Annotated in this window: 19 protein-coding genes and 1 tRNA gene; 17 read left to right on the plus strand and 3 right to left on the minus strand. The window is 45.1% G+C overall.

Translation table 11 applies throughout. The features are described from left to right. Positions 1 to 2: 2 nt before the first annotated feature. The 9 genes from uvrA (at position 3) to whiA (ending at position 10,560) form a co-directional block, all read left to right on the plus strand. On the plus strand, positions 3 to 2,831 hold the full coding sequence (uvrA, locus tag KFV11_RS02980; protein ID WP_254250324.1) for an excinuclease ABC subunit UvrA: 2,829 nt from the start codon (positions 3 to 5) through the stop codon (positions 2,829 to 2,831). Positions 2,832 to 2,994: 163 nt separating this feature from the next. Further along, entirely contained in the window at positions 2,995 to 3,924 is a 930-nt protein-coding gene (gene hprK / locus KFV11_RS02985; RefSeq protein WP_149458015.1) for an HPr(Ser) kinase/phosphatase, read from the plus strand. A gap of 1 nt (position 3,925) precedes the next feature. Then, positions 3,926 to 4,762, plus strand: a complete 837-nt coding sequence (gene lgt, locus KFV11_RS02990) for a prolipoprotein diacylglyceryl transferase (protein ID WP_149458016.1) — start codon at positions 3,926 to 3,928, stop codon at positions 4,760 to 4,762. Continuing rightward, positions 4,746 to 5,231, plus strand: a complete 486-nt coding sequence (locus KFV11_RS02995; protein ID WP_254250325.1) for an acyltransferase — start codon at positions 4,746 to 4,748, stop codon at positions 5,229 to 5,231. Before lgt ends, KFV11_RS02995 begins: the two co-directional genes overlap by 17 nt. Further along, a complete protein-coding gene (locus KFV11_RS03000) occupies positions 5,228 to 6,646 on the plus strand; it encodes a tetratricopeptide repeat protein (RefSeq protein WP_254250326.1) in 1,419 nt (472 codons plus the stop codon). The genes KFV11_RS02995 and KFV11_RS03000 overlap by 4 nt, the downstream gene beginning before the upstream one ends. Before the next feature lie 54 nt (positions 6,647 to 6,700). Beyond that, entirely contained in the window at positions 6,701 to 7,642 is a 942-nt protein-coding gene (trxB, locus tag KFV11_RS03005) for a thioredoxin-disulfide reductase (protein WP_149458019.1), read from the plus strand. An 83-nt stretch (positions 7,643 to 7,725) separates the two neighbouring features. After that, positions 7,726 to 8,628 carry an RNase adapter RapZ gene (gene rapZ, locus KFV11_RS03010; RefSeq protein ID WP_149458020.1) on the plus strand — a complete coding sequence of 301 codons (903 nt, stop codon included), beginning with the start codon at positions 7,726 to 7,728 and terminating at the stop codon, positions 8,626 to 8,628. Further along, positions 8,615 to 9,607, plus strand: coding sequence for a gluconeogenesis factor YvcK family protein (locus tag KFV11_RS03015; protein WP_149458021.1), 993 nt, complete (start codon positions 8,615 to 8,617; stop codon positions 9,605 to 9,607). Before rapZ ends, KFV11_RS03015 begins: the two co-directional genes overlap by 14 nt. 2 nt (positions 9,608 to 9,609) lie before the next feature. After that, positions 9,610 to 10,560, plus strand: a complete 951-nt coding sequence (whiA, locus tag KFV11_RS03020) for a DNA-binding protein WhiA (RefSeq protein ID WP_149458022.1) — start codon at positions 9,610 to 9,612, stop codon at positions 10,558 to 10,560. 51 nt (positions 10,561 to 10,611) lie between these two features. Here whiA and KFV11_RS03025 read toward each other — a convergent pair whose 3' ends face one another. The 3 genes from KFV11_RS03025 to clpP form a co-directional block, all read right to left on the minus strand. Then, on the minus strand, positions 10,612 to 11,250 hold the full coding sequence (locus tag KFV11_RS03025; protein WP_149458023.1) for a hypothetical protein: 639 nt from the start codon (positions 11,248 to 11,250) through the stop codon (positions 10,612 to 10,614). Between the two features lie 80 nt (positions 11,251 to 11,330). After that, on the minus strand, positions 11,331 to 12,695 hold the full coding sequence (locus KFV11_RS03030) for an alkaline phosphatase (RefSeq protein ID WP_367305187.1): 1,365 nt from the start codon (positions 12,693 to 12,695) through the stop codon (positions 11,331 to 11,333). A 149-nt stretch (positions 12,696 to 12,844) separates the two neighbouring features. Then, positions 12,845 to 13,438: an ATP-dependent Clp endopeptidase proteolytic subunit ClpP gene (clpP, locus tag KFV11_RS03035; protein WP_149458024.1), complete on the minus strand. Its 594-nt coding sequence runs from the start codon at positions 13,436 to 13,438 to the stop codon at positions 12,845 to 12,847. 206 nt (positions 13,439 to 13,644) lie between these two features. Between clpP and KFV11_RS03040 the strand changes: the two genes are divergently transcribed. From KFV11_RS03040 to eno, 8 genes are all read left to right on the plus strand, one after another. Further along, positions 13,645 to 13,716, plus strand: a tRNA-Arg gene (locus tag KFV11_RS03040). A gap of 121 nt (positions 13,717 to 13,837) precedes the next feature. Continuing rightward, positions 13,838 to 14,086 (plus strand): glutaredoxin family protein, encoded by a 249-nt coding sequence (locus KFV11_RS03045; protein ID WP_254250327.1) that lies wholly within the window; start codon positions 13,838 to 13,840, stop codon positions 14,084 to 14,086. A gap of 130 nt (positions 14,087 to 14,216) precedes the next feature. Then, positions 14,217 to 15,242 carry a sugar-binding transcriptional regulator gene (locus tag KFV11_RS03050; protein WP_149458049.1) on the plus strand — a complete coding sequence of 342 codons (1,026 nt, stop codon included), beginning with the start codon at positions 14,217 to 14,219 and terminating at the stop codon, positions 15,240 to 15,242. Between the two features lie 32 nt (positions 15,243 to 15,274). Continuing rightward, positions 15,275 to 16,288 carry a type I glyceraldehyde-3-phosphate dehydrogenase gene (gap, locus tag KFV11_RS03055; RefSeq protein WP_149458050.1) on the plus strand — a complete coding sequence of 338 codons (1,014 nt, stop codon included), beginning with the start codon at positions 15,275 to 15,277 and terminating at the stop codon, positions 16,286 to 16,288. Between the two features lie 87 nt (positions 16,289 to 16,375). Then, positions 16,376 to 17,566, plus strand: a complete 1,191-nt coding sequence (locus KFV11_RS03060) for a phosphoglycerate kinase (protein WP_254250328.1) — start codon at positions 16,376 to 16,378, stop codon at positions 17,564 to 17,566. A gap of 16 nt (positions 17,567 to 17,582) precedes the next feature. Next, entirely contained in the window at positions 17,583 to 18,332 is a 750-nt protein-coding gene (gene tpiA, locus KFV11_RS03065) for a triose-phosphate isomerase (RefSeq protein ID WP_254250329.1), read from the plus strand. Next, complete coding sequence (gene gpmI / locus KFV11_RS03070; protein WP_149458053.1) at positions 18,332 to 19,867, plus strand: 2,3-bisphosphoglycerate-independent phosphoglycerate mutase; 1,536 nt, start codon at positions 18,332 to 18,334, stop codon at positions 19,865 to 19,867. Before tpiA ends, gpmI begins: the two co-directional genes overlap by 1 nt. A 66-nt stretch (positions 19,868 to 19,933) precedes the next feature. Further along, positions 19,934 to 21,238 carry a surface-displayed alpha-enolase gene (eno, locus tag KFV11_RS03075; protein ID WP_149458054.1) on the plus strand — a complete coding sequence of 435 codons (1,305 nt, stop codon included), beginning with the start codon at positions 19,934 to 19,936 and terminating at the stop codon, positions 21,236 to 21,238. Positions 21,239 to 21,282: the final 44 nt, after the last annotated feature.

Genomic DNA, 21,282 nt, shown 5'->3' on the forward strand with positions numbered 1-21,282 from the left:
TCATGAAGAATAAAGAAATCGTTGTAAAAGGCGCAAGAGCACATAACTTAAAAAATATAGACATTACGATTCCGCGCGATAAGCTGGTCGTCATGACCGGGTTGTCAGGGTCAGGTAAATCAAGTCTTGCCTTTGATACCATCTACGCAGAAGGTCAGAGACGTTACGTAGAATCACTTAGTGCATATGCCAGACAGTTTTTAGGACAGATGGACAAGCCTGATGTGGATACGATTGAAGGGTTGTCACCTGCCATCTCTATCGACCAGAAGACGACGAGCAACAATCCGCGAAGTACGGTCGCCACAGTCACTGAAATTTATGACTACTTAAGACTGCTTTATGCACGGATCGGGACGCCGTACTGTCCGATCCATGATATTAAGATAGAATCGCAGACCATTCAGCAGATGGTTGACCATGTGATGGCGCTTGAAGAGCGGACGAAGATCCAGGTGCTTGCGCCGCTTGTCAGAGGGCGTAAAGGCACGCATAAGAAACTGATTGAGGACATCTCCAAAAAAGGCTATGCGCGGCTTAAAATTAATGGTGAGATGCATGATGCCGGTGATGATATTGATCTTCCTAAAACGCACGCACATGATATCGATGTCGTGGTCGACCGGCTGGTCGTCAAGCCGGGCATTGAAAGCAGACTCGCAGATTCGCTTGAAAATGCGCTGCAGCTGGCTGAAGGAAATGTCCTGATTGATGTCATCGGTGACAAAGAGCTCAAGTTCTCTGAGCATCATGCATGTCCGGTATGCGGCTTCTCCATCGACAAGCTGGAACCGCGGATGTTTTCGTTTAACAGCCCGTTCGGTGCGTGTCCGGACTGCGATGGGTTAGGCATTAAGCTGACTGTTGATATCAGCCTGGTTATTCCCGATGAATCCAAAAGCCTGCAGGACGGCGTATTAGTGCCATGGCAGCCGATCAGCTCTGAGTATTATCCTAATTTACTGAAGCAGACGTGCAAGCACTATAAGATTGATATGAAGAAACCATTTAATCAGCTGTCAGCTGAAGAACGCGATATTATTCTGTACGGCGGACCGGATACAATCGCCTATAAGTTCAAGCAGGATAATCGTGTGTCCCGGACGAGAAGCATGAAGTTCGAGGGAATCGTTAATAATATTGAACGCCGCTTCAAAGAGACGCCGTCTGAATATACACGGGAACAGATGCGTAAATATATGACGGATGAGAAGTGTGAGACATGTCATGGCTACCGGTTAAATGAACAGGCGATGGCTGTTAAGATCAACGATGAACATATCGGACAGACGGTCCGTCGTTCCATCGGTGAATCAGCGGCCTACTTTAACTCTCTTGACCTGACTGAGAAGGAACAGATGATCTCAAACTTAATTCTTAAAGAGATTACAGAACGGTTATCATTTCTGAATAATGTCGGTCTTGAGTATTTGACATTGAACCGGATGGCAGGCACATTATCAGGCGGAGAGGCGCAGCGTATTCGCCTTGCCACACAGATCGGTTCAAGACTGACGGGCGTTCTCTATATTCTGGATGAGCCGTCTATCGGACTGCATCAGCGTGATAACGACCGGTTAATCGCTACACTGCAGTCGATGCGTGATATGGGGAACACGCTGATTGTCGTCGAACATGATGAAGATACGATGCTTGCGGCCGATTATTTGATTGATATCGGTCCGGGCGCAGGCGTCCATGGCGGCCAAATCGTGTCTCAAGGGACCCCTAAGCAGGTCATGAAAGACAAGAAATCATTGACCGGCCAGTATTTGAGCGGCAAGAAGAAAATTGAACTGCCGACCGAGCGGCGCAAGCCTGACGGCCGTTACATCTCAGTGAAAGGCGCATCGAGCAACAATCTGCAGGACGTGGATGTTGATATCCCGCTCGGCATGATGACGGTTGTGACAGGTGTCTCTGGTTCCGGCAAAAGTACGCTGGTCAATGATGTAATATATAAAGGGCTGGCACAGAAACTCTATAAGACAAAGGCCAAACCAGGTCCACACCGGTCAATTGACGGGGCAGAGCAGATCGAGAAAATCATCGATATCGACCAGTCGCCGATCGGCCGGACACCGCGGTCAAACCCGGCGACTTATACAGGCGTATTTGACGATATTCGCGATGTCTTCAGCCAGACCAATGAAGCAAAGCTGCGCGGTTATCAGAAAGGCCGCTTCAGCTTCAATGTAAAAGGCGGCCGTTGTGAAGCGTGCCGCGGGGACGGCATCATTAAAATTGAGATGCACTTTTTGCCTGACGTCTATGTACCATGTGAAGTATGTGACGGCAAGCGTTATAACCGGGAGACGCTGGAAGTGACCTACAAAGACAAAAACATTTCAGATGTGCTGGATATGACAGTAGAAGATGCTTATTACTTCTTTGAAAACATTCCAAAGATCAACCGGAAACTGAAAACGATTGTTGATGTCGGTCTTGGTTACGTCAAACTCGGTCAGCCGGCGACGACATTGTCGGGCGGCGAAGCACAGCGTGTGAAGCTGGCTTCAGAGCTCCATAGACGCTCGAACGGCAGGTCGCTGTACATTCTCGACGAACCGACGACAGGACTGCATGTAGATGACGTTGCAAGACTGCTGAAAGTATTGCATCAGCTTGTCGATAACGGTGACACGGTCATTATTATTGAGCATAACCTCGATGTGATCAAGACGGCCGATTACATTATCGACCTCGGTCCGGAGGGCGGTTCAGGAGGCGGTCAGATCATTGCGCAGGGAACGCCGGAAGTCATTATGGAGACAGCCGCATCTTATACGGGCAAGTATTTGAAGCAGCTTGTGGAAAGAATGCATCAATAGTTCAACTGATCACTGATAGATAGCAGCCAGATGGGAGACCTCCTGTCTGGTTTTGTGCTTTCAGGGAATCAGCTGAATCAGTAAATGAAAGGCTTTTTTCATTTCATTGTAATTACAGCAGAAGTTATTTAGAATAATAGTATCGAAAGTACGGAGGGTATCCATGATAACATGTAACGATATAACCGCTAAGTTTAAACTGACGCTGCTTGCAGGAGAACAAGGACTTGACCGCCCTGTGATGAATACGGATATTTCAAGACCAGGTCTTGAAATGGCCGGCTACTTCTCCCACTACTCCTCTGATAGAATTCAAGTGCTCGGTACGACGGAGACATCTTTTTTCGAGATGCTCGGCAAGGAAGATAAAGTCGACCGGATGAATAAGCTCTGCCGCAAAGAAACACCGTGCATCATCATTACGCGCGGTATCGAACCGCCTGAAGAACTGATCGCCGCATGTGACCGTAAAGGTACGCCGCTGCTGTCGTCAGAAGATGCCACAACGAGTCTGATGAGCAAACTCACTTCTTATCTTGAAACGCAGCTTGCTCCTGAGACAAGCCTGCACGGCGTTCTTGTCGATGTCTACGGGATAGGCGTACTCATTACCGGGGATTCCGGTGTCGGTAAAAGTGAGACCGCACTTGAACTCGTCAAAAGAGGTCACCGTCTTGTAGCGGATGACAATGTGGAAATCAAAGAGATTTCAAAAAATGTACTGATGGGCAAACCGCCGCAGCTGATTGAACATCTGCTTGAAATCAGAGGGCTGGGTATCATCAATGTCATGACACTGTTCGGGGCAGGCTCTATCCTCCAGGAAAAACGCGTCATGCTGAACATCAACCTTGAAATATGGGATAAAAACAAGATGTATGACCGGGTCGGCCTGATTGAAGAGAAGCTGACCATACTTGATTCGCAGATTACAAAGAAGACCATTCCTGTCAGACCCGGCCGGAATCTTGCGGTCATTATAGAAGTTGCGGCAATGAACTACCGGCTTAATGCGCTCGGTGTCAATACGGCTGAGGAATTTAACGATAGATTGAACGAACAAATCAGAAGCCAGTCATTAAAGGGGAACTAACATGTTATCAGCTATTAATCCAATTGCGTTTGAACTCGGACCGTTATCTGTCAGATGGTATGGCATCATTATTGCTTCAGCGATATTGATCGGCTATTTAATCGCCCAGCGTGAGTCAGTAAAAAAAGGGTATAAGGAAGACACTTTGATAGATATTATCGTCTGGGCCGTTATTATCGCGATTATTTGCGCCCGTATTTACTATGTTGCTTTCGAATGGAGCTACTACAAAGCCCATCCCGCTGAAATACCGATGATCATGAACGGCGGCATCGCCATTCACGGCGGGCTGATCGGTGCTTTCAGTACAGGCTTTATTCTGGCTAAACGAAAAAATCTGTCATTTTTCCAGCTCGCTGATATTGTGGCGCCGAGTATTATACTGGCCCAGGCTATCGGCCGCTGGGGTAACTTCATGAATCAGGAGGCACACGGCGGAGAAGTTTCGAGAACGTTTCTTGAACAACTGATGCTGCCTGAGTGGATTATTAATCAGATGAACGTAGGCGGCACTTATTATCATCCGACCTTTCTCTATGAATCGCTCTGGAGTCTAACCGGTTTCGTGATGCTGCTGCTGGTGAGAAAACATCTGCGGATCGGCCAGACGTTTCTCCTCTATGCCATCTGGTATTCAATCGGCCGCTTCTTTGTGGAAGGTTTAAGAACAGACAGCCTCATGCTGACAGAACATTTAAGAATTGCCCAGGTTATCTCTATTGTAATTATTACAGTGGCAGTAATCACCTGGCTCTACCGCGCGTACCGTTACCGTCTGCCGAAATACGGCGATGTCAATGTAGCGCTTAAAGGAAGCAATGATGAGACGTATAAGTAGCACGAAAGTAACAGGGCCGAATCCATTATGGCGGGTGTACCGGACAGTCTCTTTTCTTAAAGTATCCCGCAATACCGTGCTTATTGAAGCTGGAAGGTTCTGTCCATCCATGCGCATTAAACGTAGACTTTATCAGTACATAGGAATGACAATCGGGCCATATACTTCTATCGCCTACAGAGTAACACCGGATATTATGTTTCCGGAGAAGATTACAATCGGCACTAACTGCATTATAGGATTTAATACGACGCTGCTCTGCCATGAATATTTAGTCCATGAATATCGTACGGGCGATATTATTATCGGGGATGAAGTAATGATTGGAGCAAATGTCACTGTACTGCCGGGCGTAAATATCGGTCACAGGGCAGTGATCGGCGCTGGAAGTGTCGTCTCGAAAGATGTCCCGGCCGGTGCATTTGCTTATGGTTGTCCGCTTCAGATCAGAAGTGAGGTGAAGTCATGAACGACAAAATCATCAGTCTGCCTAACAATGCGGAAAGTTATTATCTGCTGGCTCGGAAAAAAATGAGTCAGCAGCTATTCAAGGATGCCATCGTCTATTTGAAGAAGGCATTGGATCATCAACAGTCCCGTGACTATATTAAAGACCTCGCTATGTGTTATGCGGAGATCGGGCAGGTGGACATTGGTGCAGGTTACATTTATGAATGCATCGTCACAGCAGAGACGTTTGCTGACTACTTCTACATATTGAGTCAGCTGTATACGAAAGCACGGGAACCTAACAAAGCCTTTTTGTTCGGCTTATACTATGTTCAGCTGACCGATGATCAGTCTTATATGGCGGAACTGGTCAAAACATTTGATGTCGTCTATAAAAATAAGGCGGAAGTAGAAGCGGAAAGTGCTTTGTTTGTCACTCAGCAGATTTTTCAGTACTTATTCTCGCGCGGTAGAATCAACGAGTCGATTGACTGGATTAGTAATCAGCCGCTTGCACTGCAGGCGCGTAAAGAAATGCGCAACTTAAAAGCGATGGCTTATTTATTCATGAGCCGGTATCCGGAAGCGGAAGCGCTGCTCGAACAGCTGCTTGACGAAGATGAAACAGATATCCATGCGCTCTGCCACTATACATTACTGCTCTATAATACGCATCAGCATAGTAAGTATCAGCACTACATTCAGCGGCTGAACAAGCTGCATCCGATTAGTGAGGATGAATCATTTAAGCTGGGTATTGTGCTCTGCTACTTGAAGCAGTACGAAGCGTCACAAGCTCTGCTGCTGCCCATCTACAAGAAGAAGATGCTGAAGAATGCGCAGCTGTATCATGCGCTCAGCTTCAATTATTATGCGCTCGGCGACCGCACGGCATCCGAAGAAATGTGGCGGCAGCTTGTCCGGCTGACCGGCAATGATACGCCGAGCCCCCGTGATATATTCGAAGGGATGCGTTATCTCGAGGAGCAGGTGATTCCGCTGTTAAGAAGCGATGATAGTCATCATAGGCTGCTCGGTATCTTTCTCATCTCACAGCTTGACCATAAGGAAACAATGATCTCTAAGGAACTCTGGGATGAACTTGAACAGATGAGAGATTACGAAAAGCTTTATTTGTCCTATATCTTTCACCAGCTTGAACTGGTCAAGCTTGATTTCATCCATAAAGGACTGCAGGCACTTTATGAAGTGAACCAGGAGCATGAGCTGCTGCTTGCCTGGATTGATAATGCGGAGGAAGTCATTGCAGCAAAACGGCCGCTTACTGTGGATGCTTATGCAGCAGCGACCTATTATGCATATTCTAAAGTAAACGGCACATCTGCTTCCATGAAGCACTGCGCTGAACTATTTAATACGACTCACTATCAGTTTACGAAAGCGTATGAGTTCTTCAAGCAAAATAATGTTTAAATCAGTTAAATTGGTATATGCTATATTCACGAACATTCGTTTAAGGAGGATATTATGACTGAAATAAAGAAATACGATGTAATTATTATTGGTGCTGGACCAGCAGGTATGACGGCGGCACTATATGCAGCCCGGGCAAACTTATCTGTAGTAATGGTCGAAAGAGGGATGCCGGGCGGCCAGATGGCCAGCACAGCGGACGTTGAAAACTTCCCCGGCTTCGACTTGATCACAGGCCCTGATTTATCCACTAAAATGTTTAACCATGCGCAGAAGTTCGGTGCAGAATATGCATACGGCGACATTAAAAGTGTCCGTGTTGAAGGAGACGACAAAATCGTTTCATTGGGAGACAAGGAATTAGTCGGCAAAGCGGTCATCATCGCGACCGGTGCAGAGTACAAAAAAATCGGTGTGCCTGGTGAGACAGAGCTTGGCGGCCGTGGTGTTTCTTACTGTGCGGTCTGTGACGGCGCATTCTTCAAGCAGAAGAACTTAATTGTCATCGGCGGCGGAGATTCAGCGGTCGAAGAAGGGGTTTATTTGACTAAGTTTGCGGACAAAGTAACCATCGTCCACCGTCGTGAAGAACTTCGGGCACAGAAGATTTTACAGGAACGTGCCTTTAAAAATGACAAAGTAGACTTCATCTGGAACTCTACATTGAAATCGATTAATGATAAAGACGGTAAAGTAGGCAGCGTTACCTTGATCAATAAAGCCGGCGAAGAATCAGATGTTCAGGCAGATGGTGTCTTCATCTACATCGGTATGCAGCCGCTTACTGCACCGTTCGTTGATCTAGGGATTACTAATGAAGCGGGCTACATCGAAACAAACGACGAGATGGAAACAAAAATCCCGGGTATTTACGCAGCGGGAGACGTCAGAAACAAATCTCTCAGACAGATTGTCACAGCAACGGGTGATGGCAGTCTGGCAGCTCAAAATGCTCAGCACTACATCGAGCATCTCAATGACAAAGTAAATAGCTAGTAAAGCACAATAGATACGCCGCACGGGCGTGTCTATTTTTATGAATTCGTGTAAAATGGATAGTGATGACAAGGGGGCTGACTATGAATGATGTTGGAATGAAAAAGCTGGTAGTCGTTACAGGAATGAGTGGCGCAGGTAAATCCGTAGCCATTCAAAGTCTGGAAGATCTCGGCTACTTCTGTGTGGATAATTTACCACCGATTTTGCTGCCGAAGTTTATCGAACTGATGCATGATGGTCATCAGTCTTTATCACGCGTAGCAATCGGCATCGACTTAAGAGGGAAAGATTTCTTTGATAACTTGAGAGAAGAACTGCAGAACATCATCAATTTAACGGATATTGCTGTGCAGGTGCTGTTCATTGATGCGCAGGATAAAGTACTGGTGTCACGATATAAGGAAACAAGAAGAACTCATCCGCTGGCAGACGGCGGGGCGCCGCTTGAAGCGATACACCATGAGCGTACGCTGCTTGCCGATCTTCGCGGCGTCGCCTCTTATATAATTGATACGACGGATATGAAATCAAAAGAGCTGAGAGCTTTTATCATGGAGCAGTACAATCAAGGCAAAGCCGATATTTTCAGAATCAACGTGATGAGCTTCGGTTTTAAGCATGGTATACCGATCGACGCGGACTTAGTGTTTGATGTGAGATTTCTACCGAATCCTTATTATATCGAAACGCTGCGTCCGCTGACCGGACTTGATGAAACAGTCTATGACTATGTCATGAAATGGAAAGAGACGACGATATTCTATAATAAACTGATGGATTTACTGAAGTTCATCATTCCCGGTTATATGAGAGAAGGGAAGTCACAAGTCGTCATCGCAATCGGCTGCACAGGCGGTCAGCACCGCTCAGTGGCACTTGCAGAAAGAATCAGCCACGATTTAAAGGAATTCTTTGAATTCGAAGTGACGACAAGCCATAGAGATGCAATGATTGAAGGAAAACTGAGTCATGAGACAACTTAAAATATGTCTGATCGGCGGCGGGACCGGACTGTCAGTGCTTGCCCGCGGATTAAAAGCATATCCTGTAGACATTACAGCAATCGTTACTGTGGCGGATGATGGCGGTAGTACAGGAAGAATAAGGGACGTCATGGACATTCCGGCGCCGGGAGACATTAGAAATGTTCTGGCGGCACTCAGTGACGCTGAACCGATGCTTGAGAAGCTGTTTCAATATCGCTTTGATACTGATACATTAGGCGGCCATCCAGTCGGCAATCTGATGCTGGCGGCCATGACCGATATTACAGGTGATTTCGGTCACGCTGTCCGTGAACTCAGCAAAATTTTGAATGTGAAAGGGACAGTCATTCCGTCGACGAATAAAAGTCCGATCTTAAACGCGATTATGGAGGACGGGGAGATTGTAGTCGGGGAGTCACTCATTCCACTTAAAAACAAGCGGATTGACAGTGTCTTCCTGACACCGGCCAACATCAAACCGATGGCAGAAGCGGTGACTGCTCTGCTGGAAGCAGATTTGATTGTTCTAGGTCCGGGCAGTCTTTATACGAGCATCATTCCGAATCTGCTGCTCGATGAACTGGCGCAGGCACTGCTCGACAGTGAGGCGAAGAAACTATACGTGGCGAATATTATGACACAGCCCGGTGAATCGACGGGTTATTCGGTGGCTGATCATATCGAAGCTATCCATAAGCACGTAGGTGCACCGTTCATTCAGTTTGTCATCGCGAACCATAAGACACTGAACAAGAAGATTTCATCCAACTATGCAAGAAGCCATTCAACGTTCGTTAACTGTGATATATTGAAAGTGAAATCGATGGGCATTGAGATGATCACGAACGATCAATTAGTGCATGTCAATAAAGACTACATGGTCAGACATAATAATGTAGTGCTGGCCGATATGATCTATGAGCTTGCTTTATCTGAGATAAGCACGATTCAGGTCACTCAGAGAGAGGAAGAGTAACTGTGTCATTTGCATCTGAAATGAAAAATGAACTTACACGTATTGAAGCGGATGACTGCTGTAACAAAGCAGAACTGGCCGCGTTGATCCGTATGAATGGTAATTTAAGCATATCGAACAGAGAATGGGTCATTAATGTCCAGTCGGAAAACGCAGCGATTGCAAGACGCGTATTCTCGCTCATCAAGAAAATATTCGGTGTGGAAATTGAGTTGTTAGTCAGAAAAAAGATGAAGCTGAAAAAGAACAATGTCTACATATGCCGTATTAAAACACGGGCCAAAGCTATTTTATCTGAACTTGGCATACTGGTAGAAGGCAGTTTTCTTCACGCTATAGACGAGCGGCTCATTCAAGATGACTGCTGCAAGAGAAGTTATTTACGAGGTGCTTTTCTGGCAGGGGGCTCTGTCAATAACCCCGAGACATCATCTTATCATCTTGAGATTTTTTCTTTATACGAAGAGCATTCCCGTGATCTGACGAAGCTGATGAATAATTACGGACTTAATGCAAAGACACTTGAACGTAAAAAAGGATACATCAGCTATATGAAAGAAGCGGAGCGGATCTCTGATTTTCTGAGCTTGATCGGCGGTTATCAGGCACTGCTGAAATTTGAGGATGTCAGAATTGTCCGTGACATGAGAAATTCAGTCAATCGCCTCGTCAACTGTGAAACGGCTAACTTGAACAAAACAATCGGCGCAGCAATGCGGCAAGTGGAAAACATCGAATTCATCGATGCGGAGATCGGTATTGACGAACTGCCGGTACGGCTGCGTGAAATTGCGAGGCTGCGCGTACTGCATCAGGACATCTCTTTGAAGGAACTGGGAGAGATGGTGTCGACCGGCGTCATTTCAAAGTCAGGAGTCAACCATCGCCTGCGGAAGCTAGATGAAATCGCCGACAAACTGAGAAACGGTGAACATATTGAATTTAAAAAATAAAGAGTCTGTGGATGCCCACAGACTCTTTTATTTCAGGGGATGAGAGTCTTATTACTTAGCTTTTTTGAAAGCTTCAAACGACTGGAAAGATTCTTTCGGTATTTCCAGGCTGTTCGGTGTTTGATGATTCACTGCATGGATAGCTGTATGCATGAGCATTTCGCGCGTATAATCATACTGGCGCTGGCCAAACTGCTGGGCATACGTCTTATAGGATTTATAGTCGGCATCTTTTTTGTCCAGGCTGTTCAAATAGTGGACATCATCTTCATGCATTTTGTACTGGGGATAATTGTTGCTGTGATGCCCTTTCTCTGTTACGACAACATGTTTCGGGTCAGCTGTCACAAAAGTGCCGTCATCCAGCATATACATGCTCAGCTGTTTATAAGTCACTTTTAAAATAGCGTGGAATGTATGACCTTCACCGGCAGGCTTTGTCGGGATGCCGTGACCTGTATCTTCGGTATAAATGATTGTATCGTTGTCTTTCACTTTGATAGTATGATCAATAGTCGTCGTTTTCAGCTTCGTGAGGGGATAAGTCTTCACCTTGCCGACCGCAATTGTCTGACCGTCCTTAAATGCATGATGATGATGCCCGTCTTTGATTGAAGTTGATGGATTGCCCGCTGTCTGAGCACAGCCGGTCAATAAAACAGCCATCATTATGTATATAAACAATTTCATGTGAAAGCTCCTTTAATCATGTAAATAAGCCTGGAACAAATAGCTGACTGTCCCAGACTTATTTGATACTGCATAAAATGTTATTTCAAGAATTTGAAGATGCGCTTTGCATTGTCAGTGTTGTCCATATTGCCTCTCCATAACGTGCTTCCCGGACCGTAACCGTAAACGTTGACATCTTCACCAGTGTGACCACCTGTAGTCCAACCTGTATAACTTCTCGTATCAACCGGGCGTTCGATTGCATCTTCGATAGCAGTAGCATTTTTAGCGGCTACAGCATCTTTGATTGCCTGTAATTCAGCAGCAGTCAACTGGAAGCCGATGTTGTCTTTAATAATTTTATCGACATCAGCGCCATCTTTCATTAACTGTGCACGAAGATACTCAGGTGTATGTTTCATCTGTCTGATCGGTTCTACGAAGAAGTTGTACTCACCACGTGCACCCATGGATAAGCCGCCGGTAGAATGGTCTGCTGTAGCGATGACTAATGTGTTGCAGTCAGTTTTAGCGAAGTTGATCGCTTCCTGGAAAGCAAGGTCGAAGTCTCTCATTTCACTCATAGCGCCGGTCACGTCGTTAGCATGGCCTGCCCAATCAATCTGAGAACCTTCTACCATTAAGAAGAATCCTTTTTTGTTGGCGTTTAATTTTTTGATTGCTGTTTTAGTCATGTCTTGTAAAGAAGGCATATTAGCATCCCGGTCGATCATTTTAGGCATACCGCCTGGAGAGAACAATCCGAGAATCTGCTTATCTTTTGAATTAGAAGCAGCTTTCAGTAATCCTTTTTTATTGTCAACAAATTTATAGCCGTCATTTTTGAATTCTTTGATCAGATTGCGGTCTTCACGCTTGAAGTAATCTTTACCGCCTCCGAGGATGACGTCTACTTTATGTTTGCCGTTGATCATTTCATCGTAGTAATCATCAGCAATCGCCGGCATGTTTTTTCGGGATTCATCGTGAGCACCGTAAGCAGCAGGTGTTGCATGTGTTACTTCAGAAGTGGCAACCAGACCTGTTGATTTACCGACCGTTTTGGCCTGCTCTAACACAGTTTTAACAGGTGTTTTATCATTATCGACAGCAATGGCATTGTTGTAAGTCTTAACGCCGGAACTCATAGCGGTAGCAGCAGATGCAGAATCCGTGATGTTCTGGTGATCATCTTCAGCGATTGTACGCTGCGCACCTAATAAGTAACTATCAAAAGAAACAGTGTCCAGACCATTTGTCTGCGGTTTATCCTGCATGTAGCGGTAAGCTGATGTATAAGATGGTCCCATACCGTCACCGATCATGAAGATGACGTTTTTCGGCTGAGCTGATACTTTACACGTTGAAGCTGCCTGGGCAGTCTTTGTCTGAAGTGGGGAAGCTGTTGGGAGCGCGGACAGGAACAGTCCAGCTATTACAGACGAAGCAATAACTTTGTTCATATTTTTCACGGAAAATTTCCTCCTAAATTTTATGAGTACATCATTAATCTATCAGTAATTTGTAAATTAATTGAATAGATAATGTAAACATAATGTAAAATTTGCCGTAAAAAAAGCTGACAGTATAACTACTGTCAGCAGAACCATCATTACTTAGCAGCGTCAGTTGGATGCATCACGTCATCAATCAGGCCGTATTCTTTCGCTTCTTCAGCGCTTAAGAAATTATCGCGGTCAGTATCTTTCTCGATTTTTTCAATCGGCTGACCTGTGCGTTCTGATAAAATGCGGTTTAATTTCTCACGTGTTTTTAAAATGTGACGCGCAGCGATTTCGATTTCAGTTGCCTGACCTTGAGCGCCGCCGAGTGGCTGGTGAATCATCACTTCTGCATTCGGTAATGCAAAGCGTTTGCCTTTAGCGCCGGCTGCGAGCAGGAATGAACCCATTGAAGCGGCCATACCGATACAGATCGTCTGAACGTCAGGTTTAATGTGCTGCATTGTGTCATAGATTGCCATGCCTGCTGTGACGCTGCCGCCTGGTGAGTTGATATATAAGTAGATATCTTTCTCAGCATCCTGCGCCTGCAGGAATAATAACTGCGAGACGATTGAGTTGGCAACGTTATCATCGATTTGAGAACCAAGCATAATAATGCGGTCTTTTAAGAGACGTGAATAAATATCATACGCACGTTCGCCGCGGTTTGTAGTTTCAATTACTGTAGGAATTAAATTCATTGATAAATCCTCCTTAAAGTTAAGTTTAAATATAATATACTATGGTTGGTCAAAAATAGTCAAAAGATAGAACTTCATCTGCTTTAAATAATATGATAATCGCGGAATGAGTTAAAATAAAACATAGAAAACATCATAAAAACCACAATATTGTATAATTGCATATTTATCTTTAGCGAGACAGTGGTTATAATAGAAACTATCATGCCCTCGTGGTGTAATGGATAACACATAAGATTCCGGTTCTTAAGATGGGGGTTCGATCCCCTCCGAGGGCGTTATGCGGCTGCTTTTAAATAAGCAGTCTTTTTTTATCTGAAATTTGCTTGCTCTGCATGACGGGTCAAGTTATAAAGTATAATAATGAACGAGCTAATGAATTCAGGAGGGATGGACCGTATGAATAAGATTGAACTGATGATGTACTCACAGCCGAACTGCGGCTTATGTGAAGAGGCGAAGCTGCAGCTTGAACTGGCCAAGGAAGATGTTTCTTTCACGTACCGCACAGTAAACATCACTGAAGATGATTTACTGCTGGAACGATTTCAGCTGCGTGTACCGGTCATTATGTATCATGATGAAATCATCCAGGAAGGCATTATTGATTTCGTGACAGTGACTGAAGCATTGGCAAAATATCTTTAAAGATGAATGTTATTTCTTGCAATAATAGTGTACTCTTGTTATCATGAATTTGTAACGAGAGTACTTTTTTGTCCCGTGCGGGTCGTTCAACGTCTCGGTTGGGTCGCTCTTGTTTGCGGGGAGGACGTCTATGGATAACATTCTTGCAGTGCAGCAACGACTGATTCCTGATTTAATCGAAAAGATGTATCGCAGATTCACGATTCTCTCAACTATATATCAGCTTCAGCCGATCGGCAGACGTGCGCTGAGTGAGCAGCTTCATCTCACGGAACGCGTGCTGCGGACAGAGGTTAACATATTGAAGGATGAGTATTTGATTGAGATTCATACGAAAGGTATGACAGTGACGTCTGACGGTGAACTTGTGCTGCAGCAGCTGTCACATTATTTGAAGAGCTACGGCAATCTTACTGCTGTCAGCGGTCAGCTGCAGGAGCTCTATCGCCTCAAAAAAGTCATCGTCGTTAAAGGTGACTCAGATATCGACAGCTCAGCGGCTGACCAGCTCGGCAGTGAGGCAAGTCGATGTCTGCAGGATATTTTAGTGCCTGATATAGGGGTGACAGTGACGGGCGGTTCGACGATGGCAAGTGTCGCTGAGCATCTTAATCCGGTCTCTTTCAGTGTGAAGTTCACTCCTGCACGTGGTGGACTCGGTGAGCATATGCAGCAGCAGGCCAACAGTATTGTCGCCAGCATGGCTGCCGAAACCGGCGGAACATACGAAGTACTGTATGTGCCTGACTTGGTCAGCGAAGCTACTTATCGCAGTCTCGTTCAGGAGCCGTCAGTTAAACGTGTGCTGGAGCAGGTGAAATCGGCTGAAGTGGTGGTTCACGGGATCGGCAATGCGATGAAGATGGCTGACCGTCGTGCGACACCGGAAGAGGTCAAGGCGCTGCTTGTTGAACAACGGGCAGCAGGCGAAGCATTTGGTTATTATTTCGATAAATCGGGTAATATTATTCATAAGGTGCGGACTATCGGCCTGCAGCTTGAGGACCTGCCTGATAAGCAGCATATTATTGCTGTTGCAGGTGGTGGCAGCAAGGCAGAGGCCATCGAGGCTTACTTAAAGATAGCACCGGCTCAGACCATTTTAATCACAGACGAAGCAGTAGCCAGTTATTTATTAAAAGTTAAAACCTTTTAAAATATTAAATGAAATAAAGGAGGCCATTATTCATGGCAGTTAAAGTAGCAATCAACGGATTTGGACGTATTGGACGTTTAGCATTCAGAAGACTACAAGAAGTGGAAGGTATCGAGGTTGTCGCAGTAAACGATTTAACAGACGACAAAATGTTAGCTCACTTACTTAAATATGATACAACTCAAGGCCGTTTCAAAGAAGAAGTTCGCGTTATTGAAGGTGGTTTCCTTGTTAACGGACGTGAAATCAAATCGTTCTCTAATCCAAAACCAGAAGAACTTCCATGGGGCGATCTTGACATCGATGTTGTTTTAGAATGTACTGGTTTCTTCACAGATAAAGATAAAGCACAAGCTCATATTACAGCAGGCGCTAAAAAAGTATTGATCTCTGCTCCAGCAACAGGCGACTTAAAAACAGTAGTTTACAACGTTAACCATGATGTTCTTGACGGTTCAGAAGAAATCGTATCAGGTGCTTCATGTACAACTAACTGCTTAGCGCCAATGGCTAAAACATTACATGACAAATTCGGCATCATTGAAGGTTTAATGATGACAGTTCACGCATTCACAGGCGATCAAAACACATTGGATGCGCCACATCCAAAAGGTGACTTCCGTCGTGCACGTGCAGCAGCTAACAATATCGTTCCTAACTCAACAGGTGCAGCTAAAGCAATCGGTTTAGTTATTCCTGAACTTAAAGGTAAATTAGACGGTTCAGCACAGCGTGTGCCAGTACCAACTGGTTCTATCACTGAGTTAACAACGATTCTTGAAAAAGAAGTAACAGTTGATGAAATTAACCAGGCGATGAAAGAAGCAACTAACGAATCATTCGGTTATACTGAAGATGAGATTGTTTCTTCAGATGTTATCGGTATCACTTATGGTTCATTATTTGATGCGACTCAAACGCGTGTCATGACAGTCGGCGATCACCAAATGGTTAAAACAGTAGCATGGTATGATAATGAAATGAGTTACACTGCACAACTTGTGCGTACATTAGAATACTTAGCAAAGCAAGCTCAAGCTAAATAATATTTGCTTAATTGAGTAAGCGGGAGAAGATACGCTTCTCCCGCTTATTTTTATGATAATTCACTATTTAAACTGGGGGCATACAAAATGGCGAAGAAGATTGTTTCAGACTTACAACTTAAAGATAAAAAGGTGCTTGTACGTGCAGATTTCAACGTGCCAATGAAAGACGGCGAAATTACAAATGACAACCGTATTGTGGAAGCTGTACCGACGATTAAATACATCGTTGAGCAAGGCGGCATTCCGGTCATTTTCTCTCACTTAGGTAAAGTAAAGACTGAAGAAGACAAGAAAAAGCTGTCACTGCGTCCTGTCGCACGCCGCTTAGCTGAACTGTTAGGAACTGAAGTAGGATTCTCCACTGAAACACGCGGAGAAAAACTGGAAGAAGCGGTCAGCAATTTAACGCCGGGCGCTGTCTTTTTAGTGGAAAACACACGTTTTGAAGATGTAGACGGCAAAAAAGAGAGCGGTAATGATCCAGAGCTCGGTAAGTACTGGGCCTCTTTAGGGGATGTATTCGTCAATGATGCATTCGGAACAGCACACCGTGCACATGCATCGAATGTCGGAATTGCGTCTCATCTGGAAACAGCTGCCGGCTTCCTGATGGAAAAAGAAATTAAATTCATCGGAGGTGTTGTCGAACATCCTGAACGTCCATTCGTCGCTATTTTAGGTGGTGCTAAAGTTTCAGATAAAATCGGTGTCATCGAAAACTTGCTGACTGTTGCGGATAAAGTATTGATCGGCGGCGGTATGGCATATACTTTCTTAAAAGCACAAGGCAAGGAAGTCGGAAACTCACTGCTGGAAGAAGATAAAATCGAGCTGGCGAAAGACCTGCTTAAACGCGGCGAAGGCAAAATCGTGCTGCCGGTCGACGGCAAAGCTGTTAAAGAATTTTCAAATGATGCAGAAATCACTGAAGTATCTGTTGATGAAATTCCGGCAGACCAAGAATCACTGGATATTGGACCGAAAACAATCGAACTGTTCAAAAAGGAACTTGCAGGCGCTAAAACTGTCGTCTGGAATGGACCGATGGGTGTATTCGAGATGAGCAACTTCGCCCAAGGAACAATCGGTGTCTGTGAAGCGATTGCCGGCTTGCAGGATGCGACTACTATTATCGGCGGCGGCGATTCAGCTGCAGCAGCGATGGACTTAGGATTTGCCGACCAGTTTACGCATATCTCAACAGGCGGCGGCGCATCACTTGAGTATCTTGAAGGTAAGGAACTACCAGGCATCAAAGCAATTTCAGACAAATAATTAAGGAGTGTTTACATTGAGAAAACCAATTATCGCAGGAAACTGGAAAATGAACAAAACAGTAGCAGAGGCAAAAGATTTCGTCAATCAGCTGCCGGCATTACCTGCTGCTGAAGAAATGGATACAGTCATCTGTGCACCGGCGATTCAACTGGATGCACTCGTGTCTGCTGATGTGGCGAATTTAAATATCGGCGCTCAAAATGCCTATTTTGAAGAAAGCGGTGCTTTTACCGGTGAAACAAGCCCGGCAGCACTGAAAGACCTCGGCGTCAAATACGTCGTCCTTGGTCACTCTGAACGTCGTCAATATTTCCATGAAACAGATGAAGATGTCAACAAGAAATCACTTGCTGTGTTCAATAATCATATGACACCGATTATCTGTGTCGGTGAAACGTTAGAAGAGCGTGAATCAAACACTGCTGAGCAGGTCGTAGGAGACCAGGTGTCTAAAGCACTTGCTGGGTTCTCAGAAGACCAGGTGAAACAAGCAGTGATTGCCTACGAACCCATCTGGGCGATCGGTACAGGTAAATCTTCATCAGTCGACGATGCAGAGCAGATGTGTAAATTTGTCCGTTCTGTTGTTGAGAAAGATTTCTCAAGTGAAGCGGCTGAAGCGGTGCGTATTCAGTACGGCGGCTCTGTTAAGCCTGAGAACATCAAGGAATATATGGCGCAGGAAGACATTGACGGTGCTCTAGTAGGAGGCGCTTCTTTAGAAGTTGACTCATTCGTAAAGCTGTTAGAAGGTGCTAAGTAATGAAACAACCAACAGCGCTTATTATTCTTGATGGCTTCGCCTGCCGTGATGAAGTGACAGGTAATGCAGTGGCACAGGCGAACAAACCTAACTTTGACCGCTACTACAAAGAATTTCCGCACAATCAGCTGATTGCCTCTGGTCTTGATGTCGGTCTTCCTGAAGGTCAGATGGGAAATTCAGAAGTCGGTCATTTAAATATCGGAGCGGGACGCGTCGTCTATCAAAGTTTGACACGTATCAATAAATCCATTGAAGACGGCGATTTCTTTGACAATGAAGTGCTTGTTCGCGCTATGAAGCATGTCAAAGAGCACAACAGCACGCTGCATCTCATGGGACTGCTTTCTGACGGCGGTGTCCACAGCCACTACAAGCATTTATTCGCGCTGCTTAGACTTGCTAAAAATCAGGGCGTCGAAAAAGTGTATGTCCATGCCTTTTTAGATGGTCGTGATGTCGGACAGGAAACAGCACTGCAGTATATTGAAGACACAGAAGCACAGTTCAGAGCTCTAGGTGTCGGCCAGTTTGCTTCTGTTTCCGGCCGTTATTATGCCATGGACCGTGACAAGCGATGGGAACGTGAACAGCTGGCCTATGAGGCGATGACTTACGGTAAAGGTAAGGAATTTAAATCAGCAGCTGAAGGAGTACGGGCAAGCTATGCAGCAGGTGTGACTGATGAATTCATCGTACCGTTTGTCGTCAAGGATTTTGAAGCAGGGTCAGAGAACACGGGTGTAAATGACGGTGACTCGATGATTTTCTTCAACTTTAGACCGGACCGCGCTGCACAGTTATCAGAAGTTTATACAAATGAAGAGTTTGTCGGCTTCGAAATGGACAGACGTTTAATAGGCGTTAATTTCGTCACTTTCACTAAATACAGCGACACTGTTAAAGCAGACGTTGTCTTTGAGAAAGAAGATTTAGCGAATACAATCGGTGAAGTTGTCGCAAAACAAGGGATGAAGCAGCTGAGAATCGCTGAAACTGAAAAATTCCCGCATGTCACTTACTTTATGAGTGGCGGGCGCAATAATGAGTTTGACGGGGAACGCCGCGTGCTGATTGATTCACCGAAAGTAGCCACTTATGATTTGAAACCAGAGATGAGTGCATATGAAGTGAAGGATGCATTGATTGCAGAGCTTAACAAAGGCGATCTTGACCTGATTCTGCTTAACTTTGCAAATCCGGACATGGTGGGACACAGCGGTATGCTTGAACCGACCATCAAAGCGATTGAAGCGGTTGATGAATGCCTTGGCGAAGTGGTTGACCGTATTCTTGAGCTTGGCGGCCGTGCCATCATTACAGCTGACCACGGGAACTCAGATGAAGTCGTGACGCTGGACGGCCAGCCGATGACGGCGCATACAACAAACCCTGTGCCAGTCATTCTGACGGACAAAAACGTGACGCTTAGAAGCGGCGGCAGACTGGCTGACCTTGCACCGACACTACTTGAACTGCTAGGGGTTGAACAACCAGAAGAAATGACCGGTCAGTCACTGATCGCTAAATCTTAACAGTTGCTATATTCAGTTCAATCATCAATAATATAAAATGAAAATACATTCAAAGGAGTTTTAACTATGCCAATCATTACAGACGTATACGCTCGCGAAGTCCTTGACTCTCGTGGGAACCCGACAATCGAAGTAGAAGTATTAACAGAAAGCGGTGCCTTCGGACGTGCTTTAGTACCATCTGGTGCTTCTACTGGAGAGCATGAAGCGGTTGAATTACGTGACGGAGACAAATCACGTTATTTAGGTAAAGGTGTAGAGAAAGCTGTTGAGAACGTAAATGAAATTATCGCACCAGAAATCATCGAAGGAGAATTCAGTGTTCTTGAGCAGGTATCTATCGACAAAATGCTGATCGCTTTAGATGGCACGGAAAATAAAGGTAAACTCGGTGCCAACGCTATTCTTGGCGTTTCTATGGCAGTGGCACGTGCAGCGGCTGACTATCTGGGTCAACCACTGTATAAATACTTAGGTGGCTTCAACGGTACTCAATTACCAGTACCTATGATGAACATTGTTAACGGCGGCTCTCACTCAGATGCACCAATCGCATTCCAGGAGTTTATGGTATTACCAGTCGGTGCTAAAAACTTTAAAGAAGCATTACGCTGGGGCGCTGAAATTTTCCACAACTTAGCGAAAATCTTGAAATCACGCGGTTTAGTGACAGCAGTGGGTGACGAAGGTGGATTTGCTCCAACATTTGATGGCACTGAAGACGCTGTTGAAACGATTTTAGAAGCGATTAAAGCAGCAGGACTAGAGCCTGGAACAGATGTATTTTTAGGTTTTGACTGTGCTTCTTCTGAATTCTACGAAAACGGCGTTTATGACTACGCTAAATTCGAAGGTGAAGGCGGCGCGAAGCGTACGTCTGCTGAACAGGTTGATTTCCTGGAAGAGTTAGTCAATAAATATCCGATCCTCTCTATTGAAGATGGTATGGATGAAAATGACTGGGACGGCTGGAAAGCACTTACTGAACGTTTAGGTGACAGAGTACAGTTAGTGGGTGATGACTTGTTCGTAACGAATACGAAGATTTTAGCAGAAGGTATCGACAAAGGTATCGGTAACTCAATTCTGATTAAAGTTAATCAGATCGGTACATTGACTGAAACATTTGAAGCGATTGAAATGGCGCAAAAAGCTGGCTACACAGCGGTCATCTCACACCGTTCAGGTGAAACAGAAGATACAACTATTGCTGATATCGCTGTTGCAACAAACGCTGGACAAATTAAAACAGGTTCATTATCAAGAACTGACCGTATTGCGAAATACAACCAGTTACTTCGTATTGAAGATGAGTTATACGAAACAGCGAAGTTTGAAGGGCTTAAATCTTTCTACAACTTAAAAAAATAATCACTACTTAAAAGACACGGGACGCCGTGTCTTTTTTATGTCTG

This window comes from Macrococcus equipercicus, assembly GCF_024205945.1.
Taxonomy (GTDB): Bacteria; Bacillota; Bacilli; order Staphylococcales; family Staphylococcaceae; genus Macrococcus; species Macrococcus equipercicus.